General features: G+C 65.1%; 17 protein-coding genes and 1 pseudogene. 8 read left to right on the top strand and 10 right to left on the bottom strand.

The window, feature by feature from the left end:
* Positions 1-200: 200 nt before the first annotated feature.
* Genes ACVOL0_RS02690 through ACVOL0_RS02680 form a run of 3 tightly spaced genes read right to left on the bottom strand, consistent with a single transcriptional unit; the run spans position 201 to position 2031 of the window.
* Entirely contained in the window at positions 201-773 is a 573-nt protein-coding gene (locus ACVOL0_RS02690; protein ID WP_481547783.1) for a YceI family protein, read from the bottom strand.
* Positions 770-1348: a cytochrome b gene (locus ACVOL0_RS02685; protein ID WP_481547782.1), complete on the bottom strand. Its 579-nt coding sequence runs from the start codon at positions 1346-1348 to the stop codon at positions 770-772. Before ACVOL0_RS02685 ends, ACVOL0_RS02690 begins: the two co-directional genes overlap by 4 nt.
* Entirely contained in the window at positions 1345-2031 is a 687-nt protein-coding gene (locus ACVOL0_RS02680; RefSeq protein WP_481547781.1) for a YceI family protein, read from the bottom strand. Before ACVOL0_RS02680 ends, ACVOL0_RS02685 begins: the two co-directional genes overlap by 4 nt.
* Before the next feature lie 182 nt (positions 2032-2213).
* Here ACVOL0_RS02680 and ACVOL0_RS02675 point away from each other — a divergent pair, with 182 nt between their 5' ends.
* Positions 2214-5744 carry a hybrid sensor histidine kinase/response regulator gene (locus ACVOL0_RS02675; protein ID WP_481547780.1) on the top strand — a complete coding sequence of 1177 codons (3531 nt, stop codon included), beginning with the start codon at positions 2214-2216 and terminating at the stop codon, positions 5742-5744.
* A 46-nt stretch (positions 5745-5790) separates the two neighbouring features.
* The gene (locus ACVOL0_RS02670; protein ID WP_481547779.1) at positions 5791-9348 is read left to right on the top strand and encodes a hybrid sensor histidine kinase/response regulator; all 3558 of its coding nucleotides are present in this window, start codon (positions 5791-5793) and stop codon (positions 9346-9348) included.
* Positions 9349-9354: 6 nt separating this feature from the next.
* Here ACVOL0_RS02670 and mdtD read toward each other — a convergent pair whose 3' ends face one another.
* The 5 genes and pseudogenes from mdtD to ACVOL0_RS02645 form a co-directional block, all read right to left on the bottom strand.
* Positions 9355-10776, bottom strand: coding sequence for a multidrug transporter subunit MdtD (gene mdtD / locus ACVOL0_RS02665; protein WP_481547778.1), 1422 nt, complete (start codon positions 10774-10776; stop codon positions 9355-9357).
* 242 nt (positions 10777-11018) lie between these two features.
* Positions 11019-12092 carry a uroporphyrinogen decarboxylase gene (gene hemE / locus ACVOL0_RS02660; RefSeq protein WP_481547777.1) on the bottom strand — a complete coding sequence of 358 codons (1074 nt, stop codon included), beginning with the start codon at positions 12090-12092 and terminating at the stop codon, positions 11019-11021.
* Between the two features lie 62 nt (positions 12093-12154).
* Positions 12155-12406, bottom strand: a complete 252-nt coding sequence (locus ACVOL0_RS02655; protein ID WP_481530267.1) for a WGR domain-containing protein — start codon at positions 12404-12406, stop codon at positions 12155-12157.
* A gap of 199 nt (positions 12407-12605) precedes the next feature.
* Entirely contained in the window at positions 12606-13715 is a 1110-nt protein-coding gene (aroB, locus tag ACVOL0_RS02650) for a 3-dehydroquinate synthase (RefSeq protein WP_481547786.1), read from the bottom strand.
* A gap of 15 nt (positions 13716-13730) precedes the next feature.
* Positions 13731-14255, bottom strand: a pseudogene (locus ACVOL0_RS02645) (shikimate kinase); the annotation flags it as partial.
* Between the two features lie 99 nt (positions 14256-14354).
* Here ACVOL0_RS02645 and ACVOL0_RS02640 point away from each other — a divergent pair.
* A complete protein-coding gene (locus ACVOL0_RS02640; protein WP_282265844.1) occupies positions 14355-14558 on the top strand; it encodes a dodecin family protein in 204 nt (67 codons plus the stop codon).
* Between the two features lie 126 nt (positions 14559-14684).
* On the opposite strand, the gene ACVOL0_RS02635 is transcribed toward ACVOL0_RS02640, so the two are convergent.
* Complete coding sequence (locus ACVOL0_RS02635) at positions 14685-15518, bottom strand: kinase (protein ID WP_481547776.1); 834 nt, start codon at positions 15516-15518, stop codon at positions 14685-14687.
* A 42-nt stretch (positions 15519-15560) separates the two neighbouring features.
* On the opposite strand from ACVOL0_RS02635, the gene pdxH reads away from it, so the two are divergent.
* Genes pdxH through ACVOL0_RS02615 form a run of 4 tightly spaced genes read left to right on the top strand, consistent with a single transcriptional unit; the run spans position 15561 to position 17765 of the window.
* Complete coding sequence (gene pdxH, locus ACVOL0_RS02630; protein WP_481547775.1) at positions 15561-16160, top strand: pyridoxamine 5'-phosphate oxidase; 600 nt, start codon at positions 15561-15563, stop codon at positions 16158-16160.
* Entirely contained in the window at positions 16157-16618 is a 462-nt protein-coding gene (gene aac(6'), locus ACVOL0_RS02625) for an aminoglycoside 6'-N-acetyltransferase (protein ID WP_481547774.1), read from the top strand. The genes pdxH and aac(6') overlap by 4 nt, the downstream gene beginning before the upstream one ends.
* Complete coding sequence (locus ACVOL0_RS02620; RefSeq protein WP_481547773.1) at positions 16618-16962, top strand: YqfO family protein; 345 nt, start codon at positions 16618-16620, stop codon at positions 16960-16962. The genes aac(6') and ACVOL0_RS02620 overlap by 1 nt, the downstream gene beginning before the upstream one ends.
* A complete protein-coding gene (locus ACVOL0_RS02615; protein WP_481547785.1) occupies positions 16962-17765 on the top strand; it encodes a cobalamin-binding protein in 804 nt (267 codons plus the stop codon). Before ACVOL0_RS02620 ends, ACVOL0_RS02615 begins: the two co-directional genes overlap by 1 nt.
* A gap of 89 nt (positions 17766-17854) precedes the next feature.
* On the opposite strand, the gene ACVOL0_RS02610 is transcribed toward ACVOL0_RS02615, so the two are convergent.
* Positions 17855-19078 carry a citrate/2-methylcitrate synthase gene (locus ACVOL0_RS02610; protein WP_481547772.1) on the bottom strand — a complete coding sequence of 408 codons (1224 nt, stop codon included), beginning with the start codon at positions 19076-19078 and terminating at the stop codon, positions 17855-17857.
* A 122-nt stretch (positions 19079-19200) separates the two neighbouring features.
* Between ACVOL0_RS02610 and prpB the strand changes: the two genes are divergently transcribed.
* Positions 19201-20088 carry a methylisocitrate lyase gene (prpB, locus tag ACVOL0_RS02605; protein WP_481547771.1) on the top strand — a complete coding sequence of 296 codons (888 nt, stop codon included), beginning with the start codon at positions 19201-19203 and terminating at the stop codon, positions 20086-20088.
* Positions 20089-20282 lie beyond the last annotated feature (194 nt).

Raw genomic sequence — 20282 nt, 5'->3', positions numbered from 1 at the left:
CCCCGGCGGGCCGCCCCGGCCGCCCCGCCCCCCCCGGCGGCCCGCCCCCCCGGGGCGGGGCGCGCGCGCCCCCGCCCCCCCCCCCCCCCCCCCCCCCCCCACTACAGGTTGGGTGTTGCCGGGAAAGCCTCTGCCGAGCATGGCTCGGCACTACATGCCCCTCTCACGCTTGCGGGAGAGGGGGTGAGGTCGGCTTTTTTTTACTTGGCGTTTAGCTTGACGATGGTGCTGATCGCGGTTTCGTTGGGAATGGTCTTGGTGTCGGCCCAGTCGCCACCGCCCACGCCGAAGTCCAGGCGTTTGACCGTGGCCTTGCCGGTCAGCACCGGCTGTGCGCCCGCTGCCCAGGTGAAGGTCAAGGTGACCGGCTTGCTGACGCCACGCAGCTCCAGCGTGCCGTCGGCGGCGTACTGGTTGTTGCCCAATGCGCGGAAGCCATTGGCGGTGTAACGGGCCTGGGCAAACTTGGCCACGTTGAAGAAATCGGCGCCCTGCAGGGTGGAGTCGCGGTCGGTATTGCCGCTCTTGGCACCGACCAGCGGGATGGTCACGTCCAGTTTGCCCGCAGCCGGATTGGCCGGGTCGAAGCTCACCTGGGTCTGGAAGCCGGGGAAGCTGCCGGTGAACACTTCACCATCGTACTTGCTGGCGAACACCAGGATGGAGCCGGGGCCCGGGGCCTGTTGGTAGTCGGCGGCCATTGCCGGGGCGACGGCGAGCATGCCGGCCAGGGCAGCGGCGACGGCGGCGGGGGAGCTGAGCTTGATGTTCATGCGGAATCCTTTTGCGGAAGGTTGAGCCAGCCTTGCGGCAGCATGCGTACCAGCGTGGCATCGCGTAGATGAATGTGGTGATAGAACGCGGCACCTGCATGCGCCAACACCAACAGGATCAACGCCCAGAAGCCCCATTCGTGGATGGCGTGGGAGAACTGGCTGGCCTGCTCGCTGGGGGCAACCAGCTTGGGCATTTCGACCAGCCCGAACAGCTTGAACGGGCGCAGGCCACTGGCCGAGTCGTACAGCCAGCCTGACAGCGGGATGGCGAACATCAGCACGTACAACAGCCAATGCGTGGCCGAGGCAATCCGTTCCTGCCAACTGGGAGTGCCTGGCACCGGCTCCGGCGCGCCGGCATACAGGCGCCACAGCAAGCGCAGTACCACCAGCAGCAAGACTGTGATGCCGATCGACTTGTGCATGGTGTAGATCCAGAAGTACTTGGGCGTCTTCGGGAACTCGCCCATGACCAGGCCGACGATGCCGAGGGCCAGAATCAGCAGGGCGATCAGCCAGTGCAGGCTTTTGCTGAGGCTGCCCCAGCGTTGCGCGGTGTTTTCAAGGCTCATGGGTGTTTTTCCGATTCTGTTGCTGATTTCAGGGCCGCGTCGGCGGCGTCTTCGAGGCTGCTGTCCGGCGCGGGCACCGGTTCTGTGGAGGCTGGCGGTGCTTCGGCAGCGGCATCGCGCACGGCTTCGGCCTCGATGCGCAGCTCGACCTTGTCGCCGATCACCGAGGGCCAGGCGCTGATGCCAAAGTCGGCGCGACTGAGCGTGGTGGTCGCCGAGAACCCGGCGGTACGCCGGAATGGCGGCAGCGGGTGGCGTTTGAGGGCATTGAGGGTGACGTCGAGGACCACCTCGCGGCTGACCCCGCGCAATGTCAATTGGCCGAATACGCGGGCGTGGCTGGCATCAATCGGCTCGACCCGGCTGGAAACAAAGCGTGCCTGTGGGAAGCGCTCGCCATCGAGCAGGTTGCGCGCCAGCGTGGCCTGGTTCCATTTGTCGTCACCCAGGTCCAGCCGGGTGATCGGCACCACGACCTGCAGCTGTGCCTTGGCCCAGTCCTGCGGGTCGAAGTCGAGTACGCCTTCGCTGCCGGATACCGTGCCCAAGGCATGCGAGAAGCCGGCATGCTCGATGGCGAACAGCACCCGGGTATGCACCGGGTCGAGCCGGTAGCGCTGGTTGGCAGCATTGGCGGCAAAGGCCAGCAGGCCGCAGATCAGCAATAGCAGGCGTGGCAGCAAGGTCCGGCTCCGGGTCGGGATAGGCGATTCTAGGCGGATGCGGGTGATGGTTTGTGCGCATATTGCGCAACGGTTTGTTACGTAGTCGGTTCGGGTGACTTTGCCCGTGGCGGGGGCGGCGCTAAAGTCGCCACGGTTGGCGGTTGATGCAAGCGGGTCGCGATGGGGAGTGTGGGGCATCGATGAAAGGGATTTTTGCGGAGGTGCGGCGGGCCGTGCTGGCGCTGCTGCTGTTGTGGCCGTGCTGGGCGGCAGCGCTGGATCTGGCTGAGACACCGCGCATGCGGCGTCTGGGTGTGGCCGAAGGCCTGCCGTCACGGACCGTGCTTGCGTTGGGCCAGGATCGCCACGGCTACATCTGGGCCGCCACCGATGACGGCCTTGCGCGCTACGACGGTACCCACCTGCGGGTATGGCGGCACGACCCGCAGGTGTCGGGTTCATTGCCGGGCAACACCCTGGAAACCATGCTGATCGATGCGCAGGACCGGGTCTGGGTCGGGGCCAACGGCGCCGGCTTGGCGATGCTGGATGCCAAGCGCCAGCGGTTCACCCGCTTCGCCGAGCTGGAGGCAATCTGCAGACACCAGGTCTGGGCGTTGGCCATGCACGGCAGCGACCTATGGGTGGGCACCAGTGGCAGCGGCATCTGCCTGCTGCACGCCGATGGCCGGATCAGCCGTTACCAACATCGGCCCGACGATCCGCGCAGTCTGCCGGATGACACCATCTACGCCTTGCTGCCTGGCAAGGACGGCAGCATGTGGGTGGGCACCACCAGTGGTCTTGTGCGCTGGCGGCCGGGTGCCGGCTTTGCAGCCGTGCATTCGCCACTGCTTGAGGACAAGGATGTGATCCGCTTGAGCGGTGACCGTGATGGCGGCATCTGGGCGGGCACCGATACCGGCCTGTACCGGGTACTTGAAGATGGCGCGGTGTCGGCTGCGCCATGGCCGCAGGCGGCGCAGGCGCGTGCGGCCATGGTCCTGCACGACCGCGATGGGCGTTATTGGATGGGCAGTTCCGCCGGCCTGTATCGCGGCGATGCGCACAACCTGCAGTTGCTGGACGGTGATGGTGGCAGCGGCTTCCTGACTGCCAATAGTGGTGTGCTGGATCTGCTGCAGGATCACGAAGGTGGCATCTGGACTGCCATGTTGACCCAGGGCGTGGCCTACCTGCGTCCGGACTGGTCGCGCTTCTCCAGCCACTATCAGCTCGACGGCAAGTCGCTGGAGAGCCTGTACCTGATCAATTCTGCCGCCGACGGCAACGGTTTTCTGGTGGTCGGCGGCCATGGTCTGTACCAACTGGACCCGGCCGGCAAGCTGTCACAGCTGGCCGGTGAGGCACAACTTGGCCCAGGCAGCATCTGGTCGGTGCAGCGCGGCAGTGACGGGGTTATCTGGTTGGGTCGTGCAGGTGGGATCACACTGTATCGGCCTGCCGATGGGCAGGTGCGCCGGATCGACCTGGGGGTGGGGGACGATCCGAGTCGGCGCGCCGACCTGATGCGGCTGGCGGCCGACGGCAGCATGTGGCTGTCGATCATCAATTATGGGCTGCAGCACCGTGCGGCCGACGGTCGCCTGTTGGCGACCTATCCACAGGGCACGGCGTCCGGCCTGCCTGAAAAACTGGTGGAGCAACTGCGGCAGGGCACGGATGGCAGCCTGTGGCTGGTTGGCGGCGCTGGCGTGCAGCGCTTTGATGGCAAGCGTTTCGTCAGCGTGCCTGGTGTCTCGGAAGGAATGGTCTACGACCTTGTTTTCCTCGCCGACGGCGATTCCTGGCTGGCACGTGACGGCGCGCTGGAGCGCTACCATCAGGATGCTGGCGGGTTTTCGCTGGCCCAGCGGCTGGGCAATGAGGAGGGTGTGCCGGCAGTAGCGATGGGCGGGCTGGTGGTTGGCTGCAGTGGACAGCTATGGGCGACCACCACACGCGGGTTGTTGTGGTGGCAGCCGGGCGCAGCGCGGGTGCGGGTATTGGAAGAAGGCGACGGTTTGACCGATACCGAGTTCACCGCCAGACCTCCGGCACATGCCGGTTGCGGGCGGGCATTGGCGGTGTCTGCCACCGGCCTGCTCAGTTTCAATCCCGACGCCAAGATCGCCGCACCGGTGGGCTCGCAGCTGGTGATCGAGTCCATAGGTGTGCGTCGCGACGATGCGGCACGCGAGCAGCAGCTGAAAGGAACCGTGATTCACCTCGGTCCACAGGACCGCGATCTGCGGGTGACCGGGCGCCTGTTGTCCTATGTCGATCCTGCGCGGCATCGTTTCCGCGTCCAGATCGAAGGCTACGACCAGAACTGGGTGGATCTGGGCAGTGATGGTGAGCGACTGGTATCGCGCCTGCCTGCCGGCAGCTACCGGCTGCAGGTGCAGGGGGCAGCTGCCGATGGTCCATGGACGCAACCGCAGACATTGCAGATCGAGGTTGCACCGCCGTGGTGGCGCAGCAATTGGGCATTGGCGGCATGGGCGCTGTTGCTCGGGTTGCTGGCGGCGGCGGCCGTGCTTGCCTATCAGCGGCGCGAGCGGCGGCGCAACGAATGGCAGTTGGCAGTGCACAAGCAGGAGTTGGCCGAGCAGGCTTCACAGGCGAAAACCCGCTTCCTGGCAACCTTGGGTCACGAAGTGCGTACACCGCTGACCGGTGTACTGGGCATGAGCGAATTGTTGTTGGGCACCAACCTGGACGAGCGCCAGCAGCGCTTTGCCGGTGCGATCCAGCAGGCTGGTACGCACTTGTTGGCCTTGGTCAATGACGCACTGGATCTGGCGCGTATCGAGGCTGGCAGGCTGGAGCTGGACAACCGCCCGTTTGACCTCGGTCGCCTGCTGCAGGAGGTCAGCGCCTTGATGGCACCGATGGCCGAGCGTCGCGGGCTGGTGTTCGAGGCTGCCGCGCCGTTTGCAACGCCGGTGATGGTGGTAGGGGATGCCATGCGCCTGCGGCAGATACTGATGAACCTGCTGGGCAATGCAATCAAGTTCACCGAGCGCGGCAAGGTCGCGATGAGCGCGCAGCTGTTGCCGGGGCATGACGGCATCCGCCTGAGTGTCAGCGATAGCGGGCCAGGCATCAGCGCCGAGCAGCAGAGTCGTTTGTTCCAGCGTTTTGAACAGGCCGACGGTAACCGCACTGCGTCGCGCTACGGCGGCAGTGGCCTGGGTCTGGCGATCTGCCAGGAGCTGGCAATTGCCATGGGCGGCAGCATCCGCGTCGAGAGTCGCTTGGGCGAAGGTGCGTGCTTCATGCTTGAACTGCCGTTGCCATGGGAACATTCGATCAGCGCCGGGGCTGCGGTTGCCGAGCCCGCGATGGCGCTGCGGCCACTGAAAATATTGCTGGTTGAAGATGATCCGACGGTGGCCCAGGTGATCAGTGGCCTGCTGAACGCGCGCGGTCATCAGGTGGTACATGCCGCGCACGGCCTGGCCGCGTTGGCCGAGGTGGGCGAGCAGGTATTCGATGTCGGTCTGCTGGACCTGGACCTGCCAGCATTGGATGGCATTGCGCTGGCCGATCAGCTGCGCGGATCCGGCCACCGCTTCCCGTTGATCGCTGTCACCGCACGTGCTGACGTGCAGGCCGAACAGCTGGCACGCGCGGCTGGCATGGTGGGGTTCCTGCGCAAACCGGTAACCGGACAGATGCTGGTCGATGCGATCGCTGATGCAGTGGCACCGGCACAGGCACAATAGGCGCCATCACAGACGCGCCGGGTGGCGTGGCAGGAGGCTGGGTTTGATGAAATGGTTTGCAGGGATGTTGCTGAGCGCACTGCTGCCGGTATCAGCGTTGGCGCTGGCCGAAGTGCCTGCAACGCCGCAACCACGGCAGTTGACCGTGGCTGATGGGCTGCCATCCAGCAACATCAATGCCTTTGCCGAGGACCTCACCGGTTACCTGTGGCTGGCCAGTCGTGACGGTCTTGCCCGCTACGACGGCCGCAACTACCGCATCTGGCGCGCGGAGAATGGACTGCGCGACAACGTGGTGTGGAGCCTGCACGCCGACAAAAGCAATCGGCTATGGATCGGTACCCAGAACGCCGGGCTGGTGATGTTGTCGCCAGACAGGCTCAAGTTCAGATTCTTCGATCAGCAGACCTACCCGCAGATCGGCAGCAATACCATCTGGTCGATCGCCTCCACGCCCGATGGCAGCGTCTGGTTTGGTACTGCCACCGGTGGCCTGCACCGGCTGGATCCGGACGGCAATATCCGCCGCTTCATGCCGATAGCCGGCGATGAGCACAGTTTGCCGGCAGCGGCGGTGACCTATATGGCAGTCACCCCCGATGGCAGTCTTTGGGTGGGTACCAAGGGTGGGCTGGCGCGCTGGAATGGAGGCGGCTTCGACCGGGTCAGCAATGCGCTGCTGCCTTCGCCACGCATCAATGGTTTGAAGGTGGACAAGCTGGGCCGGCTGTGGGTGGCCACCAACGAAGGTGTGGTCCAGCGGCACACTGACGGACGCTTCGAAGCCGCCAGCTGGGCCGGTTCAGCGCCCGGCGATGTATTCAACATGCTGCAGTTTTCCGCCGATGGCAGTTACTGGCTGGACACCCGTTCAGGGCTGGGGCGCATCCGCAGCAGCGTGGTGCGCAACGTGCCCCTCTACAGTTCGCAGGAGCGCGGTATCGTCAAGCCCAACTGGTCCAGTGCCTACGAAGACCGCGAAGGCGGCCTGTGGTTCGCCAGCACCAATGCCGGGCTCTGGCATCTGCCACCAAGCTGGCGGCAGTTTTCGGTATTGTCGCGGCATCTGGATGATCCATCCTCGTTGCGCAATCCGTATGCCTTGGCCTTGGCGCCATCCGCCTCCGGCGGTATCTGGGTGGTGGGCACCCGGGGCGCATTGGATCGACTGGACCCCGGCAGTGGCGAAGTCCAGCATCACCTGCAGGCGATCGATGGCAACAACTGGCCACAATCGTTGGTGGAGGATCAGCGCGGCAAGGTCTGGATCGGCAGCCTGGATGCGCTGATCCGCTACGACCCGGACGATGGCAGTGTGCAGCGCTGGCATAGCGGCGATGGCAAGGATGCGGCGATGGTTGGCGATGGCGACATCGTGCGCAGCTGTGATGGCGGCCGGATCTGGATCTATTCCGAAGATGGCGGCATGCAACAACGCGATGCCGATGGTCACGTCCTGTTGCAGCTGCTCCCAGGGCAGGCCGGCGTGCCGCAAGTGCTGGTGGAAGACATGCAATGTGGGCCGGGCGACCACCTTTGGTTGGCTGCCGAAACCGGCCTGCATGCCTGGCAGCCGCAAAGCGGAAGTTTTTCACCGGTGCCGGGCGGGCCGGCCGGGCGCGTCTCCACCTTCCATGTCACTGATACCGGTGTGGCATGGATTGCCGGTCTCGGGCGCATGGATCGCTATCTCTGGGATGGGCAGCGTATGACCCTGCTTGACCGCGTTGGCGTCGAGCAGGGCTTCCCGATGTTGGCCGCGACCGGCTTGCAGGTGGACCCTGAAGGCGTGGCGTGGGCGATCAGCGCGCGTGGCCTGATCCGGCTTGATCCGGCCAATCGTTCGGTGCGCCTGTACGGCGTGCATGATGGGCTGCCGGGGCAGGAGTTCCGCCGCCGCTCGCTGGTACAGGCGCGCACCGGCCAGCTTGCCGGCGGCACCCCCGATGGGGTGGTGTTGTTTGATCCCAGTCAGGTGAAGCCTTCAACCCGCCGACCGCCGCTGATCATCGAGCGGGTCAGCGTGCGTCGTGGCGACAAGGAGCGCGACATCACGCTTGAGTCGCCCTTGCAGATTCTGGATGGCGACCGTGACCTGCGCATCGCCGCGCGCCTATTGTCCTTCGCCGACTCGGCGACCAATACTTACCGCTTCCGTCTGGCCGGCTACGACCCGGATTGGGTAGACGTGGGCGCATCTGGCGACCGCGTGTTCTCGCGGCTGCCGCCCGGCCGCTACCAGTTGGAAATACAGGCTGCCACCTCGGACAACGTCTGGTCGCCAGTGCAGACCCTGGCCTTCCGCGTGCAGCCGCCGTGGGCACGCAGCCCGGCCGGGGTGATGAGCTTCATCGTGCTCGCTGTTGCCCTGATTCTGGGTGGGGCCTGGTTGTACCAACGGCGTCTGCGCCGTCGCAACGAATGGCAGCTGGCCCGCCACAAGCAGGAACTGGCCGAGCAGGCTTCTCTGGCCAAGACCCGTTTCTTGGCCACCTTGGGTCATGAAGTGCGCACACCGATGACGGGCGTGCTGGGCATGAGCGAACTGTTGTTGGCCACGCCGCTGGATGAGCGTCAGCGCGGTTATACGCAGTCGATCCGTCGTGCCGGTGAGCACTTGTTGCGACTGGTCAACGATGCGCTGGATCTGGCCCGGATCGAGGCTGGCCGATTGGAGTTGCAGAACCAGCCCCTGGAGCTGCGGCAGTTGCTTGAGGACGTGCGCGGTCTGATGGAACCGCTGGCGCAACGGCGCGGGCTGAAATTCGAATTCGACAATGCGGCTGCGCCGCGCACGCGCCTGACCGGCGATGTGATGCGCTTGCGGCAGATCCTGCTCAACTTGCTTGGCAATGCGATCAAGTTCACCAGCCATGGTTCGGTGAGCCTGCGCGTGCGCCTGCAGGAGGGTGGCAACGGCGTGCGCTTCGAAGTCAGCGACACCGGCCCGGGCATCAGTGCGGAGCAACAGCAACGCTTGTTCCGTCGCTTTGAACAGGCCGATGGCGCGCGTACCGCCGCGCGCTACGGTGGTAGTGGCCTTGGATTGGCCATCTGCAATGAGTTGAGTGTGGCGATGGGCGGCAGCATCGATGTGGAAAGCAGCCTGGGCGAGGGCACCTGTTTCATTGTTGATCTGCCACTGGCCTGGGAAGTGCCGCCCACCTCGATGGATGACGATGCCGCCAGTGGCGCGTGGATGAGTTTGTCGCCGCAGCGGGTACTGCTGGTGGAGGACGACCCGACCATTGCCGCGGTGATCCGCGGTTTGCTGGAAGTGCATGGGCATATCGCCGTGCATGCCGCGCATGGCTTGGCGGCACTGGCGGAACTGTCCAACCATGAGTTCGATGTGGCCTTGCTGGATCTGGATCTGCCCGGCATTGATGGCTTCGGGCTGGCACGGCAAATGAAGGCAATGGGTTACGACATGCCATTGATCGCGGTGACCGCACGCTCCGATGCCGAGGCCGAGCCGTTGGCACGTGAAGCCGGCTTTGCCGATTTCCTGCGCAAGCCGGTGACAGCGCAGATGTTGCTGGAAGCTATCGCCGGGGTATTGGAGGCGCAGCGGCGGCAGCGGGTACAGGCCGCGCAGGACTGAGGGGCGCTATTCGGCCACTTCTTCAACCGCGCGCGGATGTGGGCGGTTGTCCGGCAGTTGCCAGAACACCAGGGTCGAACTGAGCGTGATCGCGCCAACGCAGATGAAGGTGGCATGCAGCGCCGCAGTCGCGCCGTGACTGCTCAAGTGGTCACCAAAGGCCGCCAGCAGGCTGCCGGCGGTGGCGGCGCCAAAACCGGTGGCGAGCATCATCACCATCGACAACAGACTGTTGCCGCTGCTGGCCTGATGCATGTCCAGGTCACGCAGGGTAACGGTGTTCATCACGGTGAACTGCATTGAATTGACCGCACCGAAGATCGCCAGCTGGGTCAGCTGCAGCCACAACGGCTGATCGGCGTTGATCAAGGCGAAACTGGCCATCGCCAGGCCCACGCAGACGGTGTTGATCATCAGGATGCGGCGATAGCCAAAGCGTTCCACCAGGCTTACCGCGGCCCGCTTTGCAGCCATACCTGACAGCGCCACCGGAATCATCATCATGCCGGCGGTCATCGGGCTCAAGCCCATGCCGACCTGCAACAGCAGCGGAATCAACAGCGGCATCGCACCGCTGCCGACGCGCGAAAACAGATTGCCAAGGATGCCGATGCGGAAGCTGATCACCTTGAACAGGCTCAGCGGAAACAGCGCATTGGCGGCATTGGCCGCATGCAGCCAGTAACCGGCCAACGCGGCGATGCCAACCACTGCCAGCAGCAGCACCAGTGCATGTGCCGAATTGATCGCCGAGACCCCATCCAGTGCCAATGACAAGGCGATCATGCCGAACGCCAACATCAGGTAGCCGGCCAGGTCGAAACGCTGTTTTCGCTGGCCGTAGTGGTCGGGCATGATTTTCAGCGCAGCCACAAAACCGATTGCACCAATCGGCAGATTGATCAGGAAGATCCAATGCCAGGAGGAAACTTCCACCAGCCAGCCACCCAAGGTCGGGCCCAGCAGCGGACCGATCAGCGCCGGGATCGCGATGAAGCTCATTGCCGACAGGAACTGCTCGCGCGGCACCGAACGCATCACCGCCAGGCGGCCCACCGGCAGCAACATTGCCCCGCCTATGCCCTGCAGCACACGCGAGGCGACCAGCCATTGCAGGGTGGGTGACAGCGCACAGGCCAGCGAGCCCACGGTGAAGAGCACGATCGCGCCCAGGAAGGTGCGGCGCGTGCCGAAGCGATCGGCGATCCAGCCTGATGCGGGAATGAAGGTAGCCACCGCCAGCGCGTAGCTGAACACCACCGACTGCATCTGCAGCGGGCTCTCGCCCAGGCTGCGCGCCATCGCCGGCAAGGCCGTGTTGACGATGGTCGAGTCCAGCATCTGCATGAAGATGGCCAGCGACACCAGCCATAGCAGCGGTTTCTGGGCGGAACTGGCGGGCTGCGGGATCGGGGGAGCTGGGGGCATCAAGACGACTCGCGCTGGAGCAGGCGCTTATTGTCCTCCGATGCGTGTGCAGATGTTGCGTACGTAGTGCCGAGCCATGCTCGGCAGGGGCTTTACCCGTAGTGCTCGGTTTACCTGTAGTGCCGAGCCATGCTCGGCAGAGGCTTTGCCAGCAGCGTCCGGACTACGTGCAACGCTCTTGCCGAGCATGGCTCGGCACTACAGGCAAAGAAAAGGCCCGGGTTGCCCCGGGCCTTCAAGCATCAGCGGCGGCTGAGGCGATGCACCGCATCCACCAGCACGGCGACGTGCTCGGGGTTCATGTCCGGCGACATGCCGTGGCCAAGGTTGAACACATGGCCTTCGCGCGAACCACCGTTGCCGGCGGCATAGCTGTCCAGCACCTTGCCGACTTCGCGGGTGATCGCGTCGGGCGAGCCATACAGCGTGGTCGGGTCCAGGTTGCCCTGCAGCGCGACCTTGCCGCCGGCTGCGCGTGCAGCGTCTTCCAGCGAGATGGTCCAATCCACGCCGACGCCCTCAGCGCCGCTGGCGGCCAACTCGGCCACGTACTGGCCGGTGCCCTTGCCGAACAGGATCAGCGGGGTGCGCTCGGCGCCGTCGCCGCGCTTGAGTTCGCTGGCGATGCGGTTGAGGTAGCGCAGCGAGAACTCGCGGTACATTGCCGGGCCGAGCACGCCGCCCCAGGTGTCGAAGACCTGCAACGCTTGTGCACCGGCCGCGCGCTGTGCCGACAGGTAGGCGATGACCGCATCGGTGACCACATCCAGCAGTTGGTGCAGGGCCTTGGGCTCGTTCAGTGCCATTGCCTTGATGCGGGCGAAATCCTTGCTGCCGCCGCCTTCGATCATGTAGCAGGCCAGCGTCCACGGGCTGCCGGAGAAGCCGATCAACGGCACCTTGCCGTCCAGCTCACGGCGAATCAGGCGCACCGCGTCCATCACGTAGCGCAGCTCGGTTTCCATGTCCGGCACGGCCAGCTTGGCGACCGCGGCGACATCACGCACAGGGTGCCTGAACTTCGGACCTTCGCCATCGACGAAGTACAACTCCAGGCCCATGGCGTCGGGTACGGTGAGGATGTCCGAGAACAGGATGGCAGCATCCAGGTCGAAGCGTTCCAACGGCTGCAGGGTCACCTCGCAGGCGACCTCCGGGTTCTTGGCCATGCCCAGGAAGCTGCCGGCACGGGCGCGGGTAGCGCGGTATTCGGGCAGGTAGCGGCCGGCCTGGCGCATCAGCCAGACGGGGGTGTAGTCCACGGGCTCGCGGCGCAGGGCGCGCAGGAAGCGGTCATTGCGAAGTGGGCTGGTCACATGGAACTCCTGGGGGTAGGAACCGCAGGCGCGCTGCGGCGCACCTGCAGGGAATGCGGGATTCAGGGCGCGGGCTGGCCGGCGGTGAACATCACCTGGAAACCTTTCTTGATCTGGCCATCGCGGGCCTTCTCGAAGGCGTGGATGGCTTCATCGTGCTGCAGGAACAGCTCGCGGCGCAGCTGGATGCGGCCACCGGTCTGGCCACTTTCACGCAACAGCTCCCAGCCACCGAGCAGATCCGGCACCAGGGACAGTTGAACGTAGCGGGGGGCTTCTTTGCCGCTGGGCGGCTGTTGCAGTAGGACGCGCATGGCGGCGATTGTAGCCGGTGTGCGGGTTTTGGGCTGGTTTTGGGGTTTGCTGCGAAGTGCTACCCCTCCCCAACCCTCCCCTGCTACGCAAGGGAGGGGGCCATCCACTGCGATCTGTCAGATCACGACCATGCCTGCTCTTCCCCCTCCCTTGCGTAGCAGGGGAGGGTTGGGGAGGGGTAAGCCTTTGACTTGCCGCTCAGCCCAGCCGCAGCACGTCCAGCACCGCCGCCTCATCCACATCCGGCACCACCTCGGCCTTGCCGATGCCACGCCACAGCACCAGCCGCAGACGCCCGGCGATGTTCTTCTTGTCCAGCCGCATATGTCCAAGCAGCGCATCAGCATCGAGGCCGGAGGGGATTGTGGTCGGCAGGCCGTAGGCCGCCAGCAGCTCGCGCAGCGTCTCGGTATCGGCCGCATCGGCCATGCCCAGCGCCGCCGACAGCTTGGCCGCCAACACCATGCCAACCGCTACCGCCTCGCCGTGATTGAGGTTGTCGTTGCCAGGCGCGCCATAGCCCTGCGCGGTCTCGATCGCATGGCCAAAGGTATGGCCGAGGTTGAGCAGGGCGCGTTCACCCTTCTCCAGGGGATCACGTTCGACGATCTCGGCCTTGTGCTCGCAGCTGCGCGCGATGGCCTGGGCCAGCGCGCCGTCGTCGCCCGCCAATAGTGCTTCGCGTTCGGCCTGCAGCCATTGGAAGAACAGCGGGTCGCGGATGGCGCCGTACTTGATGACTTCTGCCAGGCCGGCACGCAGTTCGCGCAGCGGGAGGGTGCGCAGTGCACTGGTATCGGCAAGCACCGCACGTGGCGGATGGAAGGCGCCGACCAGGTTCTTGCCCTGCGGGATATCCACTGCGGTCTTGCCGCCAACCGAGGAATCCACCATCGACAGCAGGGTGGTCGGCAACTGCATGCAGTCCACGCCGCGCATCCAGCAGGCCGCGGCAAAGCCGGCCAGGTCGCCGACCACGCCACCGCCCAGCGCCAGCACGCAGGCATCGCGGGTAGCGCCCAGGCTTGCCAGCGCGTTGATCGCGCCGCCGAAGTTGTCCAGTGTCTTGGAGGCCTCGCCGGCCGGGATGATGTGCTGGCCGATCTTCAGATCGGGGCGGGCGGCCAGCAGCGCGGCCTGTACCTGGGCCAGGTATAGCGGCGCGACGGTGTCGTCGCTGACCAGCAGCACATGGCGGCCACGGATGACGCTGACCAGCGTTTCGGCCTTGGACAGCAGGCCCGGGCCGATATGGATCTGGTAGGGGTGTTCGCCGCCGACAGCGACGGTGCGGGTGGGGGTGCTCATGCGGGTCGGTTCCAGAATCTTCCATTGCGCGGCAAGCCGGGTCACGGTGTGCGCGGTGGCGTCGGCGGGGGTGTAAAGGTCGGTATCGATGATCAGGTCGGCCACCTCGCGGTACAGCGGGTCGCGGAGTTCGGCCATCGCGTGCAAGACCTGCTCGCGGTCCTCGCGCTGCAGCAGCGGCCGGGTCTTGTCGCGGTGCAGGCGGGCCAGCTGTGAGGCCACGCTGACCCGCAGGTAGACCACGAAACCACGGGCGCGGATACGCTCACGGTTCTCAGGGTCGAGCACGCTGCCGCCGCCGGTCGAGATCAGCTGACCGCTGCCGTCCAGCAGGCAGGACAGGACCCGTTTTTCGTGGGCACGGAAACCGGCTTCGCCGACGTTCTCGAAAATGGCCGGAATGCTGGAGCCGACGTCGTCGACGATGGCTTGGTCGGCATCCACGAACACCAGCCCGAAACGCTCGGCCAGGCGACGGCCGATGCTGGTTTTGCCGGCGCCCATGGGGCCGACCAGGATGAGATTGGGGGCGGGATTCATTGTTGGAAGATGCTAGCACCTCGTGTCAGTGCCTTAACACGGTAGCAGCCAAGCTCGGCAGCTCCACGAATGGTTCGTGGTGCAACCAAGGAGTTGGACATGTCAGTGGCGAAAATCATTGAAGTCAACGCGTCCTCCAAGACCAGCATCGAGGATGCGGTGCGTAGCGGCATCAAGAAAGTGGCCGAGACGGTAAAGGGCATCCAGGGCGCGTGGATCAACGAAACCAAGGTTGTCACCGACGGTGACGGCAATGTCACCGAGTGGCGGGTCAACCTGCGGATCACGTTCCTGGTGCAGTAGGGCTGCTGTGATAATCGCGCGGTGGGTCCCCGCCGATCAGGCGGGGTACGCATCTGCAAGGCTCGGCGGCGGTAGCGCCGTCGAGCTGTTCTTGCGCCGCTGTTTCACCCGCCCCGCGCTGGACTATCAGTCCTGTGTTTCTGCCAGGGGTTGCCGCTGTGCATCCAAAGCAATGACCCGGTCAGCGATAACGGGCAGGGTGCGCAGCGCCTGCCGGCTGATGCGCTCGTAGAACTGCACGAAACGCTCCAGCTGCGGCCTTGTCATGCTGCTGCGGCCAGGTGATGCCTGCTGCAGCGCCTGCTCCTGTTGCCAGCGCCAATGCGGGACCACCGCAAAACTGGGTGGTTGCAACATCCACAGCCGGTCAAAACGCTGCCACAAGCCGGGGTAGTGCTCAGCCAGTGACTGGTTGCACCAGCGCCGCCAGCGGCCGTCGGCATCGGCCTCGCGTTCCAGTGCGTTCAAGGGCACCTGCAGCGCATCGTCGGCTTCCGCCGGCGTGCCCAGGAACCAGCCCTCGAACACCAGCAGGTCCAGCGGTTGTTCGATCTTCTTCCACTGTGCTTCCGGCACCCGTTCATCGGCGAGCTTGTCAAAGCGCGGCAGCAGGAAGCCTTGCCCGGCCTTGGCTGCATCCAGCGTGGCCATCGCCAGTGCCAGGTCATGCGTGCCCGGCGGCCCACGCGTTGCGAGCAAGGGATGCACGCGATCAGCCAAACGCTGCCGTTGCGCGCGGGTCAGGTAGGTGTCGTCGATGGACACCGCCGCAGCGCAGAGGCCGCGCGTGCGCGCCAGGTCCACGATCTGCGCGGCGAGCGTGGATTTGCCGCTGCCTTGCACACCACTGATTGCCAGTACCGGCGTGCCGTTGGTACTGGCCAGCGCATCGTCCAACGCCTGTGCGACCAGTGCCGGCGCAAAGCGGCGTTGGGAAAAACTGTGCGGAACGGGGGACATGCCGCCACAATAGCCCAAACACGTGCCCTACGAAGCAGGACCATGACCAATCTTTACGCAGAAGCGCTTTCGACTTTCGCCGCATTGTTTGAAGAGGCCAAGGCTGGCAAGGAGATCGATGCCACCGCGATGACGGTTGCCACCGCAGACCTTGATGGCCGCCCGTCGGCGCGCACGGTGTTGCTGAAGGCCTTCGACGAGCGCGGCTTTGTGTTCTATACCCATCTGGACAGCCGCAAGGGCCGCGAACTGCAGGACAACCGGGCAACGGCATTGTTGTTCCTGTGGCGCAGTCTGCGCGAGGCTGGCATCCAGGTACGGATCGAAGGCGATGCTCAGCTGGTATCTGCTGCCGAGTCCGACGCCTACTTCGCCAGCCGCCCGCGCATGAGCCAGATTGGCGCCTGGGCCTCGGTGCAGTCGCAGCCGTTGGCCTCGCGCGAGGAATTCGAGCAGCGCCTGGCCAATTTCGAGGCGCGCTTCGAAGGCCGCGATGTGCCGCGTCCAGATGGCTGGGGCGGCGTGCGTGTCGTGCCCCGGCGCATCGAATTCTGGTACGGCGCTGATTTCCGCCTGCATGAGCGCTGGTGCTACGAGGCCGATGCAGCGGGAGAGTGGAGCAAGCGGATGTTGTTCCCGTGAACGACGCTGGCTGCAGTGTGCGGCCAGCTCGGGCCGGCGATTGGCGGGACTGGGCCGAACTGCGTTTGCTGCTTTGGCCGGACAGTGAAACCGAGCTGGTTGACCTGTTGGAGCTGATCGAACCGGAAGGACACACGTGCCTGCTGGCCTGTGGCACAGATGGTCGGGTGCTGGGCATGGCGGAGGCCAGTGTCCGCCATGAGTACGTCAACGGTACTGACAGTTCTCCAGTCGGCTTTCTGGAAGGCTGGGTCGTGCATGCATCGGCACGGGGTAGCGGTGTTGGGCGGCTGTTGATTGATGCCGTGGCGCATTGGGCACTCGCACAGGGCTGCGCCGAACTGGCGTCGGATTCGGGATTGGACAATGCAGCGGCTCAGGCCGCGCATCAGGCTTGCGGTTTCGCGGAAACCGAGCGCGTTGTCTATTACCGCATGCCGCTGGTGGCAGCTGGATGATGCAGCTGTATCCCGTCTATCGCATCACCGTTTTCGTGCCTCCGGCGCAGCTGGAGGCGCTGAAACAAGCAATCCTGGCGGTTGATGATCTGTCTGCTGGCGGCTATGCCGACGGCATGTGGGAATCCGCGCCGGGGCAGGAGCAGTTTCGCGTGCTCGAAGGCACGCATAGTGTGGCTGGCCACGCCGGCGAACTGGTGCGTGCTGCCACGATCCGGCTGGAGTTCTGCATCCCGCGCGATCTGCCGCGCTTGCAGCGGCTGTTGGATGAGGGCATCGCTGCGCACCATCCCTGGAACAGCCCTGCCGTATTCGTCGATACAACGGAGTTCGCTGCACCATGATTGGTCCGCGCCGCATTGTCTGCCTGACCGAAGAGCCGACCGAAACCCTGTACGCACTGGGCGAGCAGGACCGTATCGTCGGCATCAGCGGATTCACCGTGCGGCCACCGGAAGCGCGCCGCGACAAGCCCAAGGTCAGCGCCTTCACCAGTGCCAAGGTCGGCGAGATCCTAAAGCTGAAGCCGGACCTGGCGATCGGCTTTTCCGACATCCAGGCAGATATCGCTGCCGAGTTGATACGCAACGGTGTGGAAGTGTGGATCGCCAACCACCGCAGCGTGGCCGGCATCATTGACTACATCCGCCGTCTTGGTGGGCTGGTGGGCGTGGCCGCACGCGCCAATGTCTATGCTGATGAGCTTCAGCGCGGCCTGGATGCGATTGCCGGGCAGGCGGCGAAGTTGCCGCAGCGCCCGCGCGTCTATGTCGAGGAATGGGATGAGCCCATCATCACCGGCATCCAGTGGGGCGCCGAGCTGGTGGAGATTGCCGGCGGCATCGATGTGTTTCCGGAGTTGTCGCGCGAGCCGCTGGCCAAGGCGCGCATCCTCGCCAATGGTGATCCGGTGATCGCGCGCAACCCGGACATCATCATCGGCTCATGGTGCGGGAAGAAGTTCCGCCCTGAGCGGGTGGCGGCACGCCCCGGCTGGGAGGCGATCAATGCGGTGCGTGATGGTGAACTGCACGAGATCAAATCACCGCTGATCCTGCAGCCGGGCCCGGCTGCTTTGACCGATGGCGTGCAGGCGATTGCGCAGATCATCAATCAGTGGTCCTCGCGTGTTGTGGGAGCGGCGTAAGCCGCGAAGCTGGCAATGCGAGAGGGGCCGCAAAAGCTTACCCCTCCCCAACCCTCCCCTTTGCTACGCAAAAGGGAGGGGGTAAAAGCTCACCCCCTCGGCGCCAACCCGGTATAGCGCGCACGCGGCCGTATCAAGGTGCCCAGTGCCTGCTGTTCCAGCGCATGCGCCAACCAGCCGGTAAGCCGGGCGGTGGCGAACATCACCAGCGCGTGCGCGCCAGGCAGCTCGTGGACATAGCAGATCGCACCGAGCATTCCATCAATATTCGGGCGCTGTCCGCTGACTTCTTCGGTAGCAGCCAAAACTGCTTCCACATGCTGCATGCGCGGCGAATCAGCGCTTAGTTCACGCAGTTGACGCAATACTTCGGCACCGCGCGGATCGCCATCTGGATACAGCAGGTGATTGAAGCCGGGCAGCTCATCGCCGCGCCGCCAACGTTCGGCGATGAAGGCAGCGGGCGACCCGCTGGCTTCTGCATCCACCAGCAAGGCATGCGCCCGCGCGGTGGCACCGCCGTGGCGCGGGCCCGACAGGGCCGCCAATCCAGCGCTCACCGTGGCGTGCAGATGCGCACCGGTAGAAGCAACCACGCGCGCGGCAAACGCGGAAACATTCAATTCGTGATCGGCGCACAGCACCAGCGCCGAGCGCACCAGTTCGGCGAAGGCCGCATTGCCCGGAAGCCATGCATCGGCGAGCAGGCGATGCACTGGTCGCGCATCGGGCTCGGTGCCAACCAGCAAGGCCGCGTTCTGGCGTAGCAGCATCGCGGCGACCTCGCGTCGCACCGATGCTGCGGCATTGAGTGATTGGCGTTGCTCCAGTGCCAGCAGCGGGATGCACGCCATCGCGCGCTCGACTGGCGGCAGGCTGGTATCCAATGCCAGGCTGGCGATGCGTGGCGGCCACGAGGGCAGGGCGGTCGCCGCGAACGGGTCTTGTTCCTCGCTCTCCCATAGCAGGCGCGCGATGTCTTCCAGCGTGGCTCCTGCCTGCGCGGCGGCCACGGCGGAGCGGCCGCGGTAATAGGGCGCATCCGGACGGATCAGCGAGATGCGGGTTTCCAATACCGGCAGGCCGCGATCCAGGCTTTGTGCGGCACCACGTTCGGCCCCCCGGCCGGCCTGCTTGCGCTGCGCCAGTCGTTCGACTTCGGCGCGCAGGTACACGCGGCTGCGTGCGGATGTGCCCGGTCGTGAAGTGAGTTGGCCGCGGCTGACATAGGCATACAACGTGGCGGCGCTGATGCCGAGCAGGGCGCAGGCTTCGTTGGCAGGGATCAATTCGGGATCGAGGGCGTCGGGCATGGCGTATTCAATAGGTTGATTTATTGAATCAAGATTGATCAATGCTTCTGATGGTGCCAGATTAACCGTCACAGCGGAATGGCATGCTCGCCACCGCCCAGCCACAAGCCAGGAGCCAACCCATGAGTCTTTCTTCCGCCGGCGCTGCCTTCCGCGCCGCACTGGCCGCCGAATCCCCCCTGCAGGTGGTGGGTGCGATCAACGCCAACCACGCCCTGCTGGCCAAGCGCGCCGGTTACCGCGCGATTTACCTGTCCGGTGGCGGCGTCGCCGCCGGCTCGTTGGGTCTGCCGGACCTGGGCATCAATACGATGGAAGATGTGTTGATCGACGTGCGCCGCATCAGCGATGTCTGCGACCTGCCGCTGATGGTGGATATCGATACCGGCTTCGGCCCCAGCGCGTTCAACATCGCACGCACGGTGAAGTCGCTGATCAAGGCTGGCGCCGCCGCATGCCATATCGAGGACCAGGTGGGTGCCAAGCGTTGCGGTCATCGTCCGGGCAAGGAAATCGTCTCGCAGGGGGAAATGGTTGACCGCGTGAAGGCCGCCGCCGATGCCAAGACCGACCCGGATTTTTTCCTGATCGCCCGCACCGATGCCATCCAGATGGAAGGCGTGGACGCGGCCATCGAGCGCGCGCTGGCCTGCGTGGAAGCCGGTGCCGACGGCATCTTCGCCGAGGCGGCCTATGACCTGCAGACCTACAAGCGCTTCGCCGATGCAGTGAAGGTGCCGCTGCTGGCCAACATCACCGAATTTGGCGCGACCCCGCTGTTCAGTCGTGATGAACTGGCGTCGGCCGGCGTGGCGATGCAGCTGTTCCCGCTGTCGGCGTTCCGCGCGGCCAACAAGGCCGCCGAGAACGTCTACGAAGCCATCCGCCGTGACGGTCACCAGCGCAACGTGGTGGAAACCATGCAGACCCGCGAGGAACTGTACGACCGCATCGGCTACCACGCCTTCGAGGGCCAGCTGGACAAAGTGTTCGCAGCCAAGGGCGCATGATGGCGGTCCAACCCGCCAGCTGAAAACACCATGGCAAGCACTTCATCCCGTACCACCCGTGTTGATCGCCGTGAAACGGCGCGGCAGCTGTTGCAGAAAGAACTGGAGCAGCTGCCACCGGAAGAGCGTGACGTGGTCGAGCGTTTCATCTCGCGGCGGCAGGTAGCACGCAATGTGGGGCAGGAGTTCCGCAG

It is taken from the genome of Stenotrophomonas sp. STEN021 (assembly GCF_056760175.1).
This window is presented reverse-complemented; position numbering and strand designations above follow the sequence as displayed.

What these genes read in the sequence shown, in the direction of transcription:
- ACVOL0_RS02670 (WP_481547779.1), top strand. Translation starts at nt 5,791, where the DNA reads ATGAAATGGTTTGCAGGGATGTTGCTGAGCGCACTGCTGCCGGTATCA.
- ACVOL0_RS02610 (WP_481547772.1), bottom strand. Translation starts at nt 19,078, where the DNA reads ATGCCCGACGCCCTCGATCCCGAATTGATCCCTGCCAACGAAGCCTGC.
- ACVOL0_RS02685 (WP_481547782.1), bottom strand. Translation starts at nt 1,348, where the DNA reads ATGAGCCTTGAAAACACCGCGCAACGCTGGGGCAGCCTCAGCAAAAGC.
- mdtD (WP_481547778.1), bottom strand. Translation starts at nt 10,776, where the DNA reads ATGCCCCCAGCTCCCCCGATCCCGCAGCCCGCCAGTTCCGCCCAGAAA.
- pdxH (WP_481547775.1), top strand. Translation starts at nt 15,561, where the DNA reads ATGACCAATCTTTACGCAGAAGCGCTTTCGACTTTCGCCGCATTGTTT.
- ACVOL0_RS02655 (WP_481530267.1), bottom strand. Translation starts at nt 12,406, where the DNA reads ATGCGCGTCCTACTGCAACAGCCGCCCAGCGGCAAAGAAGCCCCCCGC.
- ACVOL0_RS02635 (WP_481547776.1), bottom strand. Translation starts at nt 15,518, where the DNA reads ATGTCCCCCGTTCCGCACAGTTTTTCCCAACGCCGCTTTGCGCCGGCA.
- ACVOL0_RS02640 (WP_282265844.1), top strand. Translation starts at nt 14,355, where the DNA reads ATGTCAGTGGCGAAAATCATTGAAGTCAACGCGTCCTCCAAGACCAGC.
- ACVOL0_RS02675 (WP_481547780.1), top strand. Translation starts at nt 2,214, where the DNA reads ATGAAAGGGATTTTTGCGGAGGTGCGGCGGGCCGTGCTGGCGCTGCTG.
- aroB (WP_481547786.1), bottom strand. Translation starts at nt 13,715, where the DNA reads ATGAGCACCCCCACCCGCACCGTCGCTGTCGGCGGCGAACACCCCTAC.
- prpB (WP_481547771.1), top strand. Translation starts at nt 19,201, where the DNA reads ATGAGTCTTTCTTCCGCCGGCGCTGCCTTCCGCGCCGCACTGGCCGCC.
- ACVOL0_RS02620 (WP_481547773.1), top strand. Translation starts at nt 16,618, where the DNA reads ATGCAGCTGTATCCCGTCTATCGCATCACCGTTTTCGTGCCTCCGGCG.
- ACVOL0_RS02690 (WP_481547783.1), bottom strand. Translation starts at nt 773, where the DNA reads ATGAACATCAAGCTCAGCTCCCCCGCCGCCGTCGCCGCTGCCCTGGCC.